At 63.5% G+C, this 14,818-nt stretch carries 16 protein-coding genes; 8 read left to right on the top strand and 8 right to left on the bottom strand.

The window, feature by feature from the left end; genetic code table 11:
* Positions 1-169: 169 nt before the first annotated feature.
* Both C484_RS21600 and C484_RS23305 read left to right on the top strand, forming a co-directional pair.
* Positions 170-1,372 carry a hypothetical protein gene (locus tag C484_RS21600; RefSeq protein WP_394295324.1) on the top strand — a complete coding sequence of 401 codons (1,203 nt, stop codon included), beginning with the start codon at positions 170-172 and terminating at the stop codon, positions 1,370-1,372.
* Positions 1,373-1,437: 65 nt separating this feature from the next.
* On the top strand, positions 1,438-1,800 hold the full coding sequence (locus tag C484_RS23305; protein ID WP_152422771.1) for a hypothetical protein: 363 nt from the start codon (positions 1,438-1,440) through the stop codon (positions 1,798-1,800).
* Between the two features lie 175 nt (positions 1,801-1,975).
* Here C484_RS23305 and C484_RS21595 read toward each other — a convergent pair whose 3' ends face one another.
* The 3 genes from C484_RS21595 to C484_RS21585 form a co-directional block, all read right to left on the bottom strand.
* Positions 1,976-2,869: a class 1 fructose-bisphosphatase gene (locus C484_RS21595; RefSeq protein WP_006827989.1), complete on the bottom strand. Its 894-nt coding sequence runs from the start codon at positions 2,867-2,869 to the stop codon at positions 1,976-1,978.
* A 6-nt stretch (positions 2,870-2,875) separates the two neighbouring features.
* Positions 2,876-3,664, bottom strand: a complete 789-nt coding sequence (locus C484_RS21590; RefSeq protein WP_006664264.1) for a class I fructose-bisphosphate aldolase — start codon at positions 3,662-3,664, stop codon at positions 2,876-2,878.
* A 134-nt stretch (positions 3,665-3,798) separates the two neighbouring features.
* Positions 3,799-4,731: a helix-hairpin-helix domain-containing protein gene (locus C484_RS21585; RefSeq protein ID WP_006827988.1), complete on the bottom strand. Its 933-nt coding sequence runs from the start codon at positions 4,729-4,731 to the stop codon at positions 3,799-3,801.
* Positions 4,732-4,992: 261 nt separating this feature from the next.
* Here C484_RS21585 and C484_RS21580 point away from each other — a divergent pair, with 261 nt between their 5' ends.
* A complete protein-coding gene (locus tag C484_RS21580; protein WP_006827987.1) occupies positions 4,993-6,216 on the top strand; it encodes a hypothetical protein in 1,224 nt (407 codons plus the stop codon).
* Positions 6,217-6,300: 84 nt separating this feature from the next.
* Here the strand turns inward: C484_RS21580 and C484_RS21575 are convergent, their stop codons facing one another.
* Entirely contained in the window at positions 6,301-7,353 is a 1,053-nt protein-coding gene (locus tag C484_RS21575) for a phytoene/squalene synthase family protein (protein ID WP_006827986.1), read from the bottom strand.
* Positions 7,354-7,519: 166 nt separating this feature from the next.
* On the opposite strand from C484_RS21575, the gene C484_RS21570 reads away from it, so the two are divergent.
* From C484_RS21570 to C484_RS21560, 3 genes are all read left to right on the top strand, one after another.
* Positions 7,520-8,179: an SDR family oxidoreductase gene (locus C484_RS21570; RefSeq protein ID WP_006827985.1), complete on the top strand. Its 660-nt coding sequence runs from the start codon at positions 7,520-7,522 to the stop codon at positions 8,177-8,179.
* 78 nt (positions 8,180-8,257) lie between these two features.
* Entirely contained in the window at positions 8,258-9,403 is a 1,146-nt protein-coding gene (locus tag C484_RS21565; protein WP_006827984.1) for an acyl-CoA dehydrogenase, read from the top strand.
* A gap of 105 nt (positions 9,404-9,508) precedes the next feature.
* Positions 9,509-10,342 (top strand): hypothetical protein, encoded by an 834-nt coding sequence (locus tag C484_RS21560; protein WP_049915897.1) that lies wholly within the window; start codon positions 9,509-9,511, stop codon positions 10,340-10,342.
* A gap of 56 nt (positions 10,343-10,398) precedes the next feature.
* On the opposite strand, the gene C484_RS21555 is transcribed toward C484_RS21560, so the two are convergent.
* From C484_RS21555 to C484_RS21545, 3 genes are all read right to left on the bottom strand, one after another.
* Positions 10,399-10,767, bottom strand: coding sequence for a helix-turn-helix transcriptional regulator (locus C484_RS21555; protein WP_006827982.1), 369 nt, complete (start codon positions 10,765-10,767; stop codon positions 10,399-10,401).
* A gap of 51 nt (positions 10,768-10,818) precedes the next feature.
* Positions 10,819-11,304 (bottom strand): hypothetical protein, encoded by a 486-nt coding sequence (locus C484_RS21550; protein ID WP_239641028.1) that lies wholly within the window; start codon positions 11,302-11,304, stop codon positions 10,819-10,821.
* A gap of 120 nt (positions 11,305-11,424) precedes the next feature.
* A complete protein-coding gene (locus C484_RS21545) occupies positions 11,425-12,372 on the bottom strand; it encodes a DUF3267 domain-containing protein (protein ID WP_006827980.1) in 948 nt (315 codons plus the stop codon).
* A gap of 167 nt (positions 12,373-12,539) precedes the next feature.
* On the opposite strand from C484_RS21545, the gene C484_RS21540 reads away from it, so the two are divergent.
* The gene (locus C484_RS21540) at positions 12,540-12,857 is read left to right on the top strand and encodes a DUF7111 family protein (RefSeq protein WP_006827979.1); all 318 of its coding nucleotides are present in this window, start codon (positions 12,540-12,542) and stop codon (positions 12,855-12,857) included.
* A gap of 26 nt (positions 12,858-12,883) precedes the next feature.
* Here C484_RS21540 and C484_RS21535 read toward each other — a convergent pair whose 3' ends face one another.
* Complete coding sequence (locus C484_RS21535) at positions 12,884-13,159, bottom strand: hypothetical protein (protein ID WP_006827978.1); 276 nt, start codon at positions 13,157-13,159, stop codon at positions 12,884-12,886.
* A gap of 137 nt (positions 13,160-13,296) precedes the next feature.
* On the opposite strand from C484_RS21535, the gene C484_RS21530 reads away from it, so the two are divergent.
* On the top strand, positions 13,297-14,808 hold the full coding sequence (locus C484_RS21530) for a heme o synthase (protein ID WP_394295323.1): 1,512 nt from the start codon (positions 13,297-13,299) through the stop codon (positions 14,806-14,808).
* Positions 14,809-14,818: the final 10 nt, after the last annotated feature.

The following is a 14,818-nucleotide window of genomic DNA, read 5'->3' as shown; positions in this document are numbered from 1 at the left end:
GACAGATACCAGATATTTTATTTGTGGTGGCCAAAATGGTGGCGACTGCAGGCAGAACGTCTATTCGCAGCTCGCTCGATCGTACGAGGCGTACTTGAGTGACCCGTGTACGTGAATATTAGCTTTAGCGTGAGGTGGTGGAACCGAAGACGGAATCGGCTATCAGTTTATGTCAGAGAAGAGTGATTCGGGGGCTGTTCAGCGACTATCGACGCTCCGTGAGCAACTCGATGGGGGGATGGACCGCCGCGAGTTCATTCGGACGCTTGCGACCGGCGGGTACGCGATCGGGGTCGCGCAGTTTCTCGGTGTTGATGATTTTCTCTCGGCCGGCGACGGGGAGGTTCCGGTCGTCACTGCGCTGGTCAGGGAGGACCCGGATGATCCCTGGTCGCTGACGGAGCGGACGCGATACGTCCCTGCGGAGTGGTACGCTGCCGTCAAGAAAGCGTTCGAACTGAACGAACTCCTGGCACAGGTCGCCTTTACCGGGTATCTAGGCAGTGCGGTCGTCCCCGGTTCCTACGAGAACGGGACGGCGGCCGTCTCGGTCGGTATCTCGCGGGATTGGGTGTCACTGCGCGAGTTCATCGAACAGCTCATTGCTGGCTTCCCGGTCGACATCGAGACTATTTTCGAGGGAGACGATTTCGACGACGAGGGTATCGATGACCTCGACGATCTCGAGAGGGGTGCGGATTCGTTCGAACCGCGACTCGTCGAACAGGCCCACAATGGCTATGCTCCAAGCGGCGTTGCCTGTGAGACAGCCACGAGTCTGGCGACGCTCGGGCCAGCACTGTATCACCCGGAGAGGGAACAGTCGCTCTTCGTCACCGCGAATCACGCCTTCAAGTCGGCATCGGAAGATGAGACGCGCCTCACGCTTCCCATCGAGGGGGGCGATCCGGTCGCGATCGGCACGCTCTCAACTACCCCCCCCGTCCTCGACCTCGCGACGGTCGAGCCGACCGGTGAACTCGAGCCGACGAGTCTAATCGACTCGCCGTCGCCATTCCGCGTGCGCGGACAGTACACGAGATTCGGCCTTGCAGACCTCATGGCTCGCGGCGAGCGCCTCGAGAAAGTCGGTGCGATGACCGGCCATACGACCGGCGCCATTCAGGGAATCGACGCCGTTACCTGCTTCACGGAGGCGTTCTGTCGGCGTGGGCAGATTCGCTGGGGTGGCGAAATGGACCTGACCGACGGGGATAGCGGCTCGGTTAGCTTTCACGAAGATCCAGACGGTGCGGACGGCGATGTCCTCATTGCGGGATTCAACAACGCTCGAACCTGGTGGCCCGGCCAGAGTTACGTCTGGGGCGTTGGTGCATACAAGATGACTGAACGCCATGGCTATCACTTCTAACCACCAACCGACCAGCGAACCGGCCTCGGCGAGTACGTCCTGCAGTGAATACCGCTCGGTGAACGATGAGTGATCGACGATCACCCCGCGAGCGCGATCGAGAGCCAACGCGCGTTCGGCGTCACACTGCTGGCTCCAGTCCCACCTCCGGATCCGACGCCGACGGTGGTTCCGGAGGTGCATCCGCGGATGAGACAGCGACCGCCTCCCCGTCCGATTCCGGGCGTTCACCGGCCGAAGCAGGACTGGGGAGTGTCGCCATGGCCGGCCTCACGATCGTCGTCGATGCTATCGCGATTCTGGCCCTCGTCCTCTTGTTGACACTAGTCGCTCTTCGAACCGGGATACCGCAGGTGGCGTTCTACGGACTGGTCGTGGTCTCCGTTGGCGGCTACGTTTCCATAACTCGGCCCTGGCTCAGTAGCTGAGCCCCAACTGAGACGCCGACGGCCTCGCCGTCGGCAGGCGTTTGCCGCATCCACGCAGCCACCGAGAACCAGCGAGGAACAGCGAGAAGAATCGAACAGTATCGAATAGCAGCGAGAAGTGGTAGACAGCTACGAATAGCACCGCACAGCGCCCGACACGACCGATCGCACTCAGCTACACGCGTGCATCCGCGAGTTCAGCTTCGAGTCGATCGATCAGCGCGTCGTTGCCGACGAATACCGGCGTCCGCTCGTGGATGTCGTCAGCGTTCGGAGCAACCGTCAACAGCGACTGGTGTCCGTTCGAGGACCTGCCGCCCGCCCGTTCGACGATGTACCCGATCGGATTGCCTTCGAACTGCAACCGAAGCTTCCCCTCCGGACGGGAGACGAGTCCCGGATAGCCGAATACCCCGCCGTAGGTCAGCACTTGATTGATATCGCCGATCATCGCGCCACCGTACCGGAGTTTGTACTCCTGTTCGATCTCGCGAGCGTAACTCCTGAACTCGTCGGTCCAGTCGGGAACGCGGCCGCCGAAGCCGTAGACGACGGGGTCCTCGGGGAGCGTCACGTCGCGGCGAACGAGTCGTCGCTCGCCACCTGTCAATTCGTACTCTGAGACAGTCTCGTCGGTCGCCAAGACCATCGTCGTGATCGGTCCGTAGAGCACGTACGCCGCCGCGACGAGTTCATCGCCGCGGGCTGGCAGGTGGGCGTCGTAGATGCCGACGATGGTCCCCATAGCGTTGTTCGATTTGAGGTTCGAGGAGCCATCGAGCGGGTCGACTGCGACGGCGTAGCCGTCCCCGGTCGAGGTCCCGTCCCCGTCCCCACAGTCGAGAACCGTGTCTCGCTCTTCGCTTGCGTACTGACTGATGCCATCGATCGAGGAGAGACGGTCTGCGAGCAGATCATCCGCCCAGATGTCGGCTTCCATCTGGGTTTCGCCGCTCGGGTTCTCGGCGTTTGCACTCCCGCGGCGACCGACCAACCCCTGTCGAATCTCCGTTACCGAACGACTGAGCGTCGTGATGACGCTCTCGACGATCGGATCGGATACCGTCATGCAGCGTTAGTCCTCGAGTGCAGCGTCGGCGGTTTCCTCCTCGTAAATAACCTTTTCGAGCGCATCGAGGAGGCGGGTTGGGTCATCGCGCTGCCAGACGTTCCGGCCGACGGCAAGGCCGGTGCAGCCGGCGTTGACCGCCGCCTCGACCGTCGAAAGGAACTCGTAATCCGAGGTTTTCGAGCCGCCGCTCATGACGACGTTCATATCGCCCGCAGCCTTGCAGGCGTGTTGCATTGCCTCGGGGCTGCCGGGATACTTTACCTTCGCAATGTCAGCTCCGAGTTCGAGCGCGATGCGGCTGGCGTAGGCGATCGTGCCCGGTTTGGTGTCGTTCTTGAGCCCCTGTCCGCGCGGGTAGGACCACATGACGACCGGCAGGTCGTACTCGCGGGCCTTTTCCTGGGCCTTCCGGAACTCTTCGTACATCTCGACTTCATGGTTCGAGCCGCTGTAGACGGTAAAGCCGATGGCGTCGGCCCCCACCTCTGCAGCGTAGTCGACCGACCAGTTGATCGAGGAGTCGGGTTCGCCCATCCACATGTTCGAGGTGCCGTTGAGTTTGGCCAGCAGATTCACGTCGTCCTCGTAGCTCGGGTAGTACCCCTCCGCGATTCCCTTCTGGACGGCCATCGCGGTGACGGCGTCGTGGGTTGCCGTCTCGAAGACCGTCTCCGGGTCGAGTTTCTCCGGCACGTCCGCGAAATCGGTCGGTCCGTGTTCCAGCCCGTGGTCCATCGCGAGGATCAGTGTTTTACCGTCACGAACGATCGGGGAATCGTCGATCGGAATCATCTGTTTGATGGTCCACTAGGCCGCTATATATCTCTGATGGTCCGCATTATCGAAATTACTCATTTGGGTAGTAAGTGTTCGGAACCGGCGTCCAGTCCGGCGTTTGTGAGCTGGTTACACTCGCCAGTCCGTGATTAGTTGGTGACTTCGCGCGCGTTGTGACGCCACGTCCGAACGTGGAGCACGTCGAGTTCAAGGAGGCGGGCAACGGTCGCGGCGTTGATTGTCGCCAGTCGTTCCGCAGAGCGGATGCCCGCCTCGGCGAGTGTCTCGGCGTCGTCCGGGCCGACTCCGGTTACCGTCGTCACCGGCGTTGGTCGCGGCCAGGGCCGATTCTCGCTGTCGCGTTCGGCGTCTGTCTGGTCCCCGTCGATCACGGTTTCCTCGTTGTCATCAGCGTCCGGAGCCGTTTCCTCGAAGGTCTGCCACGCCTCGTCACCGCTCGCTGCGATCCAGGCGCGTTCGGCTGCTCCGAGCCCGCGAACTTCGTTCGAGCGTCGGTCGAGACTGTGGTCGTCGTCCGTCTGGAACGACCACGGCAGCGAAAACCGCCGCCGAAGGCGGTCCGCAAGGGCTTCGTCGACCTCCGTTTCGAGCAGCATCTGGTAGGAGTATTCCTTGTTCGCAACTGCCTCGGGCTCGATATCCGCGGCCGCAAGCGACGCCCGTTCTGCCGATTCGAACCGCGAGTTCGATCTGGGAAGCCCCCGTGACTGCCCGGTCGTCTCCACCTCGAACACCTCGTCGGCGTCGGGATCGATCTCGAGTTCGATCCCGAGGCCGATATCGAGGCTGATCGTTCGCGGTCCGGCGTCCGTTTCCTGCGCCCCGCTTTCGGCGGTGTCGGTTCTGCCGGCATCGGCATCGCCGTCAGCGTCGTTGTCAGCGTCAGCATCACTACTGGGCTCGGTATCGCACTCACTTCCACCGTCTTCGGCCCTCGTTTCGACCGCCGTTTGACTGGTGTCGTCCTCGTGCTGGTGGTCTGTTCTCGCCCCCGTACCCCGCTCTCGGCCGCGCCCCGAACTCGGCTCCCCCGACTCGGTTACGAACTGTTCTTTACTCACGCGAGTCACCGCTCGTCCGTAGCTCTCACTGTCTAGCCTTGAAACTTGTCCTCGAGTTGACTCCCGTCAGACGCGTTCGTACCGTGAACAGCGGGCGGGAGAAGGATGCTGCAACGGACTCAGGACATCCGGGCTAAATTCGGTGGTTCGCCTATCGATTATGCTGACAGACAGCCCGTACAACAGTTCGACGATCACGTTCCCGGCGACGATCGTTCAATTGATCCAAACAATTATAATTTCCAACATCAATTGTGGGATATGCGCTCACTCCCGTCCCTCGCTGTGGTCGCGCGTTCGGCGCTCGCTCTCTCTTTCGTCGCCCTCTGCTGTCTCACGGCCGTCTCGCTCGTCGCTGCTGCCCCACCACCGCTGTCTATCTGTGGCGTCTGCGGTCCGGACTCAATCGACGGAGCGACCGGGCCGGGAACGCTCGACATCCACGTCGACGAAACCGGTGACTCGCGCTGGGTCGCTCACGTCCCCGTCAACGACACGGCGGCCGAAACCTACCGCACGAATACCACCGCGCTCGAGGCCGCCGTCGAGGACGGCTGGCACCGCTACGACGTCGCTGCCGACGATGCCCGGGACATTACGCCGTCGGTCGATCCCGAAAGCCAGACGGTCCGCGTCAACTATACCGTTCCGGGCGTCGCGAGTTCAGCGGTCGGCGACGGCTGGGTTCTCGATTACTTCTACGCCGGCGACACGTCCGACCGGTACGACCTCGTCGCCGAGCGGGTTTCGATTCACCTGCCGGACGGGTACGCGGCGACGAACTCGCCGTCGGGTTCCGCCGCCGAGGATGGAACGCTGACGTGGACTCGTGAGTCCGCTGCAGACGAGTTCGCTACTGATGAGTTCAGCAGTCGGACATACGTTACCTACGGACCGGCCGGCGTTGCCGGCACGCTCGCTTCCTGGGGCGGGGCAGCGGTGACGTTCGGGCCGCTGGTAACGTCACACGCCGTCCGCGCAGGAGTCGTTCCCGTCGTCGTTCTAGGCTTTGTAACGGTTACGACGAGGCAGTTCGGGATCGGACGGACCGGGAGGTTCGGCGCTCGGCGCTCGATCAGCGCCCGCGGCCACACTGCGATCGAGACGGGCTGTGGTGCGCTCGGTCTCTCCCTCGGGCGACGAACGCTTTCGCTGCTCGCGTTCGGCGCGGGAGCCGTCCTCACCGTCGGAATTTGGATTGCGTTCGGATTCCCGAACGCAGTCCTCGTCGGCTCGTTCGTCCTCGCCGCCGCGGCGTTCCTCCCGCTCGGGCACGCGCTCGAACGCGGCGATACCGCTGCTGTGTGGGCTTACAGCGCACTCGCCGTTCTGGGACCGCTCGCAGTAGCGACTGCCTTTGCGCCGTACGGCAGTTCGCTTTCACTGCTGTATGTCGGCGTCTTGCTGTTCCTCCCGTGGTCGCTCGGGGCCGGACTCGTCGGATACGTTCTCTCCCTGATCGGCCGGCGCGTGGCAGCGGAGTGATTCTCGTCGTTGTGACTCACCGTCGGCACTTCCAGTCGTCGACACGCCTTCTGCGCTGTAGAATTCGACGGTCAGTTCGGCCAGTTAGTGGTGAAGCGGCTGTTCGGCCATCTTGCTCCGGAGTTCGTCGAGCCGCGAGCGGGACATGCCCTCCTCGAACTGTTGGATCAACGCATAGACCTCTGCGCGCGCGATTTTGACGTTCCCCTCCTCGACGACATCCTCGGGGCGTTCGCGAAGTTCGCGCATCGTCCCGACCGCGAGCAAATACGGAATCGCCCACGCCGAAAGGCGGTTTCCGTGGCATTCGGGGACGACTTCGAGATATCGCTGGGCATCATCGAGATAGGTTTCCGCGCGGCCCGTAATTCGTTTGACGACGTTCGTCACGCCGCTTTTGTTTTCCACCTCGGTGACGGCCTCGATGTCGACGTTCTCCTCGGCCAGCCACTCGGCGGGAAGATAGACGTTGTTCTCTTCGTGATAGTCAGTCTCGACGTCCTTGGCGATGTTGACCAGTTGTAAGAGCAACGCGAACGATCGTGCGTTGTCCCGCATCTCCGCGGCTCGGTCGGGGGAGGCACTGCGGGCGACCAGTCCGGTAATGAGCGTCCCCACGGTTCCGGCGGCATACCAGCAGTACTCCTCGAGTTCGTCGAGCGTCTGGAGGCGCAGTCCGCCCTCGTCGGCGTACCGGTCGGTGAACATCGCCATCCCGTCGACGAGTTCACGAACGGGTTCGCGCATGATCTCACGGGGTTCCTCGTCGAGCGTTTCGAACGTGGCTACCACGCGCGGCGTGTTGGCGACGACCTCCCAGTCGTTGGATCGGTTTTCCGGACCGGGAAGCCACGGCTCGATGTCGTCCATGAACGACTCCAGTGATTGTGCTGCGTTTGGATCGAGCAGGCGGTCGTATGTCGAGAGTAGGGCAGTCTGTTCCGCCGGCGGAATGTGGCCCGCGTCCTCGATCGTATCAGCAACCCGACACAAGAGGTAGCCCAGGCAGATGTGCTTCGCCATTGGTTCCTCGAGTCGGTCGATGGTGATCGAGAAGGTCCGCGAAACGCCATGAACCGCATCGTAGCACCACTCCATGTCGGCGTCAGTTGTGTGTTCGGACTGGCCCGTAGTCATCTACTCGCTCCTATTACGTCCCCATCCCGGAAAAACACCGCGGTCCAAACATTTCATTCTGTTGGAACTCGCGCCACGGAATCACTGCCGTTAGTGCTCGTGCCACACACTCACCCCGGCAGTCCTCGGGACCAACACTATCCCCTTTCATCGCCGACTGGGACGTATGGTAGACACCACCGATTCGAACGCGACCGTCCTCGTCGCCGGCTCCCACGGACAGGTCGGCCAGCACGTCACGACTGAACTCGTCGCGAGCGATCACGGTGTCCGCGCGATGGTCCGCGCGGACGACCAGGTCGAGGAGATGGAAGCAACGGGCGCGGAGGCGGTCGTCGCCGATCTGACCGACGCCGTCGATCACGCCGTCGAGGGCTGCGATGCGGTCGTCTTCGCCGCCGGCTCCGGCGGTGAAGACGTCTACGGCGTCGACCGGGATGGTGCGATCCGTCTCATCGATGCCACGGTAGAGGCGGGTATTGACCGGTTCGTCATGCTCAGTTCGATGGGTGCGGACGATCCCGAATCCGGACCCGACCCACTCCGGGACTACTTGATCGCGAAGGCCGAAGCCGACGCGTACCTCCGCGAGAGTTCGCTCGCGCACACGATCGTTCGACCGGGCGAGTTGACGAACGAGCCCGGAACCGGCGAGGTACGGGTCGGGACGGACTTCGAACTGGGCGATGGCGATATTCCGCGCGAGGACGTGGCCACTGTCCTCGTCGCCGCGCTCGACCGCTCGTCGCTCGTCGGCGAGACGTTCGAACTCCTTGCGGGCGAAGATCCGATCGACGACGCGCTGGCGTCGATGGCGTCGGAGTGAATAAACCCGATACAACCGGCCGTCAGTGGACGACCCGGAGAGACAACAATAAAGAATCGACCCCGCAATAGCTCCGCTATGGACTTCGCACTCTCGGCTGAGCAACAACAGATCCGCGACATGGTCTCGGAGTTCGTCGACGAGGAGGTCGTCCCCGTCGCCGACGAGATCGACCACACGGACGAGTTCCCCCAAGAACTCGTCGACGAGATGGCTGAACTCGGGTTGATGGGGATGCCCTTCCCGGAGGAGTACGACGGGGCCGGACTCGACTATCACTCCTACGCGATCGGAATCGAAGAGATTTCGCGCGGCTCAGGCGGCCTCGGAACGGTCGTCGCGGCCCACACCTCGCTCGCGGGGAACATGGTCTACGAGTTCGGCAACGAGTCCCAGAAGGAGTCGTACCTGACGCCGCTTGCGGCGGGCGAGGACATCGGTGCGTTCGCCCTCTCGGAGGCGGGTGCGGGCAGCGACGTGCCGTCGATGGAGACCACCGCCGAGAAGGACGGCGACGAGTACGTGATCAACGGCGGCAAACTCTGGATTTCGAACGGCTCCGTCGCCGATACGGTCACGGTGTTCGCGAAGACCGACCCCGACGCTGGCAACAAGGGTATTTCCTCGTTCGTCGTGCGCCCCGAGGCGGACGACGGTTTCATCGTCGAGAACACGGAGGAGAAACTCGGCGACAAGGGCTGCCCGACGGCTGAACTCCGATTCGACGACCTCCGCGTGCCCGAGGACCGCCTGCTCGGCGAGGAGGGCGAGGGCTTCGTGCAGGCGCTGAAAACGCTCAACGGCGGCCGGATCACCATCGCAGCACGCAGTCTCGGAATCGCGCGGGCGGCGTTCGACGAGGCCCGCGAGTACGCCGGCGAGCGCGAGCAGTTCGGCCAGCCGATCGGCGAGTTCCAGTCGATCAAACACAAGCTCGCGGACATGGACACGAAGATCCAGGCGGCTCGCATGCTGATGCACAAGGCCGCGGACAAGAAGATACGGGGCGAGGACTACATCAAAGACTCCTCGCAGGCCAAACTCTACGCCAGCGAAATCTCCCGCGAGATCGCAAACGAGGGCATCCAGATCCACGGCGGCTACGGCTACACCAAGGACTTCCCCGCGGAGCGGTTCTACCGCGACGCTAAACTCAACGAGATCTACGAGGGGACGAGCGAAGTGCTGCGGAACACGATCGGCGATCAGTTGCTCGACACCTGACTGAACTCGGTTTTCACGAGCCGGTCGGTGGCAGACGATTTTTCGAGATCACCGGCGCGATTCACTACATATATCTAATATGAATTGGACGATGAAAACGAACTCATGTCCGCACGCGTTCGAGCCACCCTCCTGATCGTCCTCGGCATCGGATTGCTCGTCAATCCGTTCTACCTCTGGCCCCACCACCCCGACGCGTACGAACTTCGTGCGGGCGAGGTCGACACCGTCTCGGAACCGACGACGGCGGTTCCGATCGAATCGCTGCCTCGCGAGACCACGGTCGCCGTCGAGACCGCGATCGAAACGACCGAGGCAGCCGATGACCTCCCCGACGGCTGGTTCCGCGAGGATCAGGGCGGCGGGCACGACTGGCCTCGGTACGAGAGTCGCGAGGCAGTTCCGACGACCGGGCTGTTCGAACACGTCTCGGAAGTCGTTATGGTAGACGATACCGCATACAGGCTCAGCGTCGTCGCGATGGACCGATCGCCGCCCGTCCTTCCCGAACGGTTTCGCGTTCCCGTCGGTTTTGCCGGGGCGCTCGCACTGACGCTCGGCGCGATGATGGCGCGGCACGGAACGCCGCAGTTGACGCCACGAAACGCGTGGGCCGTCGTCGGCGTCTGGACCGCCGTTCTTTTCGGAACCGCCGCCTACGACGGCAGCTTTTCGGGGGTGGCTCTCACTACCGTCCGCGAGATTCCGCTCGTCGGCACTGAACTCCCCTCGACAGTCGGTGCAATTATCGGCACCGCCATCTGGATTCTGCCCGCGATCGGACTCGTCCTCGGCGTCTGCACTCGCCGCGAACGGTGGCGGTCCGGCGTCGCCGGCGTCGGTGAACTCTGTTCCGTCCTCGCGTTCGTGACCGTCACGTGGCCGTTCACGCTCTCCGGTGCAGCGCTCGGATTCCTGATCGGCCGGGATCGAGAGTGATGGCCGGGACGTGATGGATTCACCGAGTTCAGGAGATGAAGCGGTACGCAGAACGGTCACGGAGATTCGAGACAATCGCGCATCCATTCGTAGTGGTCGTCCAGTCGGCGTTCGCCGGCCGCCGTCAGCGCGTACACGTCGTGGATGCCAGCCGTTCGCTTCTCGACGAATCCCGCATCGACGAGCGCCGAGAGCGAGCCGTAGAACGCCTTCGGTTCGATGCGGTCGTCGTAGTGCGATTCGAGTTGCGATTTGAGCCGCTGGCCGCGCAGTTCTCCGGTTGTTCCGCCTGCCTCTTCCCGTCCGTTCTCGTCTTCCGATTCGGCCTCGGTTGTCGCTTTCGTCGTCCCGCCGTCCGCTCTCCCTGCGGCCGCAAGAAGCACGCAGAGATCACGCCGCCGTCCGCTCTGAAGCCACTTTCCCATATTCTATACTCGGCGAGAATAGCCCACGAGCGTTACGATTCCCGCGCGAGTTCAGACGAATAACCGGATATCCTCGGCCATGGCACCGCTCTGCTCGACCGGCACGGACGACGCCCACTCGACCGAGTCGTATTGCTCGTGGGCAGCTCCCGTCGGCGTTACCTTCGCCGTCTCCTCGCTCTCCACGTCGAATATCACGTTGTACATCGAGATCTGTTCGTCACGTTGCTCGATCGCGAATCTCGTTCGGCGAACCTTTCTGACGGCTAATTCATACTCGAGTTCAGCGCAAATTCCTTCGACGATGGCCGTCGCTGCGTCGATCCAGCGATCGTTCCGACTCACCGCCCGCGCGGGAAGCCCCGGACCGTGAGCGCCGTCGTCGGCGAGGAGCACCTCCCCGCGTTCGTTCGTGATCCCCACCGCCGCGTGGCTGTCGAAGGTGCGATACTCCGGGGCCGCGTCCGGATCGATTCGAACAGTTTCGGTGGTCGAGACGATATCCGGACGCTCGAGAAGCCGTTCTGGATCGATCATCACGGACATGTGAACTCCCTCCCAGTAATGTATTCTGGTTGACGATCTGATTCCAGGAAGACCAAAAGCGAAGACGGGCGCGGTCGATACCACTCCGGCAGCTGCGAGTTCAGGTTCGTGTTAGTAGTAGTTCCTAAAGCGCGCGCGAACAGCGCCGAACCCGGCCCAGAGGAGACCGCCCGCGACCGCCAGCCCGAGCACCGGCCACTCGCCGATCTCGATCCATGCCGTCCCGGTCGCGTCCACCTCGTGGCGGAAGAGAACCCAGCGACCGGCGACTGGCCCGAGTTCGACCGTTCCGGAGCCGACGGCGAGCGAGGCGAGGGCGAGCACGATGGCGAGCGCGCCGAAGAGGGCGAGCGTGGCGATCGCGCCGGCGGCGATCCGCGAGAGCACTTCGCTGTTGGACCGTCGCGCGGTCGACTCGTCGGGCGGCCCGTAGACGCCGAATCCCTGCACGGTGCTGTTCGGCAGCGCGTCGACGCGGACCCCCGCAGGATACTGCAGCAGGACGCCGGCCATCCAGAGGTCACCGATCGAGCCGGCACCGTTGGCCGCGAGCGCGACCAGCACGACGGCCGAGAGCTCCGGGATCAGGGCCACGAGTGCGAGCCCGAGCACCGTAATCCCCACGACCGGCGCGAGCAGGACGACGAGCATCTGCGCTCTGGTGTAGCGAGCGCGCTCGACCTCGGTGTAGGCGTAGGGGAGGACGAAGTACGACACCCCGATTCCGTAGGAGGGATCGCTGCCATAGCGGGCCATCGCGACGCCGTGGAAGCACTCGTGGAGTCCGACGACGAGCGCCAGTATCACGAACGCGAGCCCGCCCCAGAGCACGGCGGTCTCCGGCGGGACCGCCGGCACAGCGATCCGCTCGAGTTGTCGCCCCTGTAGCGCGGCCGCCAGTCGCACACCGCAGTAGGCGAACGCGAAGAACCCGATGACTGCCACGACGAGCCACTGGAGCGCGACTGATCTCGTCAATCGAAACGCCGCGAGCAGCCGTGGAGACTGCCAGCGCCCAGCCGACCGGCTCTCGGACTCGCTCTCACGCACGCGAAACACTCGTGGTGGTGGCAAAAAAGCGGTATCGATTCGTCGACACCCGTCTGTGACACACGGTCCCGAGCGGCGACAGTCGGCCCAGAATCCACTGCGCCATCGCGAACACTGTTCATAGCGTCTCAACCGGAACCGATACTTTCCCGATGGCCCACACACGAGTTCAGCGCATGACCGACGAGACACTGACGGCGGAGGAACACGGCAACGGCATCCGAGCGACCTACGACGAGACGGAGACGGAGCGGCGTCTCGAGTTCAGCGTCGTGACGCCCGACGCCGAGAGTTCGGCCGGCGCGGGAACAACCGCCGCCATCGCACAGAATCGCGAGGGGTACGCCATGCTCAAGGTTCGGCCGACGGCCGACGGCGACGAACTCGAGCGCTATTATGGCTTCGACATGGCACTCGATCATGTGGCGGAGCTGCTCGAGGTGTCGCCCGGGACGTTGCCGGTTCCGGAGGCGGCGGCGGATATGGGGATGTGAACGGGTCGTGACTGTGAACTCTGAGATCAGGTGACGACGGCGTACAGAAACAGCGTACAGAAGTAAAGCAAGAGTACAGCGCCGAGTGCAAGCAACCGAAACCGTCGGATTGCGGCGGTTTCCTCGCGGTGGGCGCGCTCGATGGCGGCGCGCTCTCGGTCGGCGAGTTCGTCCGGATGCTCAAGCCCGCGGTGGAGTCGCTGGAGCCGCTGGGTGTAAAACGGCTGCCCGCAGTCCGGACAGCGAATCGGTGCATCCGACGCGTCGGCCGGTCTGTTCTCGCTTTGCACGGATGCAGACATACGCCGTCAACGGCTATGAAAACTGGGTCTCTCCCGGGCTGTGAATCGGTGCAGTGCCCGGACTGAGTGCAGGAGTCGGTAGGCGTTACTGGTCCGCAAAAACGGGAGCCATAAATACACGGACGCGAAGGCTCTAGATGAGACTAGCCGTGGCATCTGTATCCACGCCGTTCCCTCGTCCGATCGGCACGCGCCGTCGCTTCTCAGGACTGCTCACAGCGACCGCCCTCGGCGTCTATCTGCTCTTGATCGTCGGCGCAACGACATCACTGACGGACGCGGCTGCAGCGTGTTCGACGTGGCCAACCTGTCACACCCCAGCGGACCCACTGAACCAGACTGAACTCGTGATCGCGTGGGGTCACCGCATCGCCGCGGTTCTGGTCGGCATACTCGTCGCGACGACGGCGTTCGGCGCGATCGCCGGCGACGTTTCGCGCGGCGTTCGGGCGTCGATTCTCGTCGGCGCGGTGTTGTACGTCGTCCAGATCGGCGTCGGTGCGATGACGGCGACCGTGGGCGATGCCGCGATCGTGCCGGGATTGCACCTCGGACTCGGCGTCGTCCTCTTCGGGGCGATCGTGCTCGCGCTGGCCTGGAATCTCGAACGGACGACCGGGGACGAACACGACGACGGCATCGACCGCGAAAGCGGACTACTCGGAGGAGCGGATACCGAACCGGAACTGATCGCAGCCGAGAACGCCGACTCCGGAGTCGATTCCGACGCGGTCGGTTCCGGTATCGATCTACCGGCCGGTCGCCTCGCTCGCGCCCGCCTCACCGCGTTTGCCTACTTCAAGATGATGAAGCCGCGGCTGATGTGGCTGCTCTGTCTCGTCGCCGCGGCGGGGATGGCCCTTGCCGCCGGTCGCAATTTGGAAGTGCCGACGATCCTCGCGACGCTCAGCGGGGGCGTCCTCGCGATCGGCGCGTCGGGAACCTTCAACCACATCCTGGAGCGCGACGTGGACAAACGGATGTCCAGGACGGCAGACCGGCCGCTTGCGACCGAGCTGATTCCGGTCCGAAACGCCCTGCTCTTCGGCATCGGTCTGACGGCGGCTTCGCTCGCCGTGTTCCTGACGATCAACGTGCTGGCGGCCGCACTCGGCCTCGCCGCAATTCTGTTTTACAGCGTCATCTACACGCTGGTTCTTAAACCGAACACCGTCCAGAACACGGTCATCGGCGGATTCGCTGGCGCGTTACCGGCGATGATCGGCTGGGCTGCGGTCACGAACGAGATCGGTCTCGGGGGGCTCGCTCTCGCGGGCGTGATCTTCCTCTGGACGCCGGCGCACTTCTACAACCTCGCGCTGGCCTACAAGGACGATTACGCCCGCGGCGGCTTCCCGATGATGCCCGTCGTTCGCGGCGAGACGGCGACGCGAAAACACATCCTCTACTACCTCGCGGCGACGCTCGTCGGGACGGTCGCGCTGGCCTGGATCTCCGATCTCGGCGCGCTGTATGCGGGAACGGTCGTCGTCTTCGGCGGACTCTTCCTCTGGGCGGCGGTTCGCCTCCACTTCAAGCAGACCGAGGCCGCAGCGTTTCACGCGTTCCACGCGTCGAACGCCTTCCTCGGTGCCGTCCTCGTCGCGATTCTCGTGGACGCGCTCGTGCTCACGTCGCCGATCTTTTAGAGCGTCCAGT

Source organism: Natrialba taiwanensis DSM 12281 (assembly GCF_000337595.1).
Taxonomy (GTDB): Archaea; Halobacteriota; Halobacteria; order Halobacteriales; family Natrialbaceae; genus Natrialba; species Natrialba taiwanensis.
The sequence above is the reverse complement of the archived record's forward strand: the minus strand, read 5'-3'. Positions and strand labels throughout refer to the sequence as shown.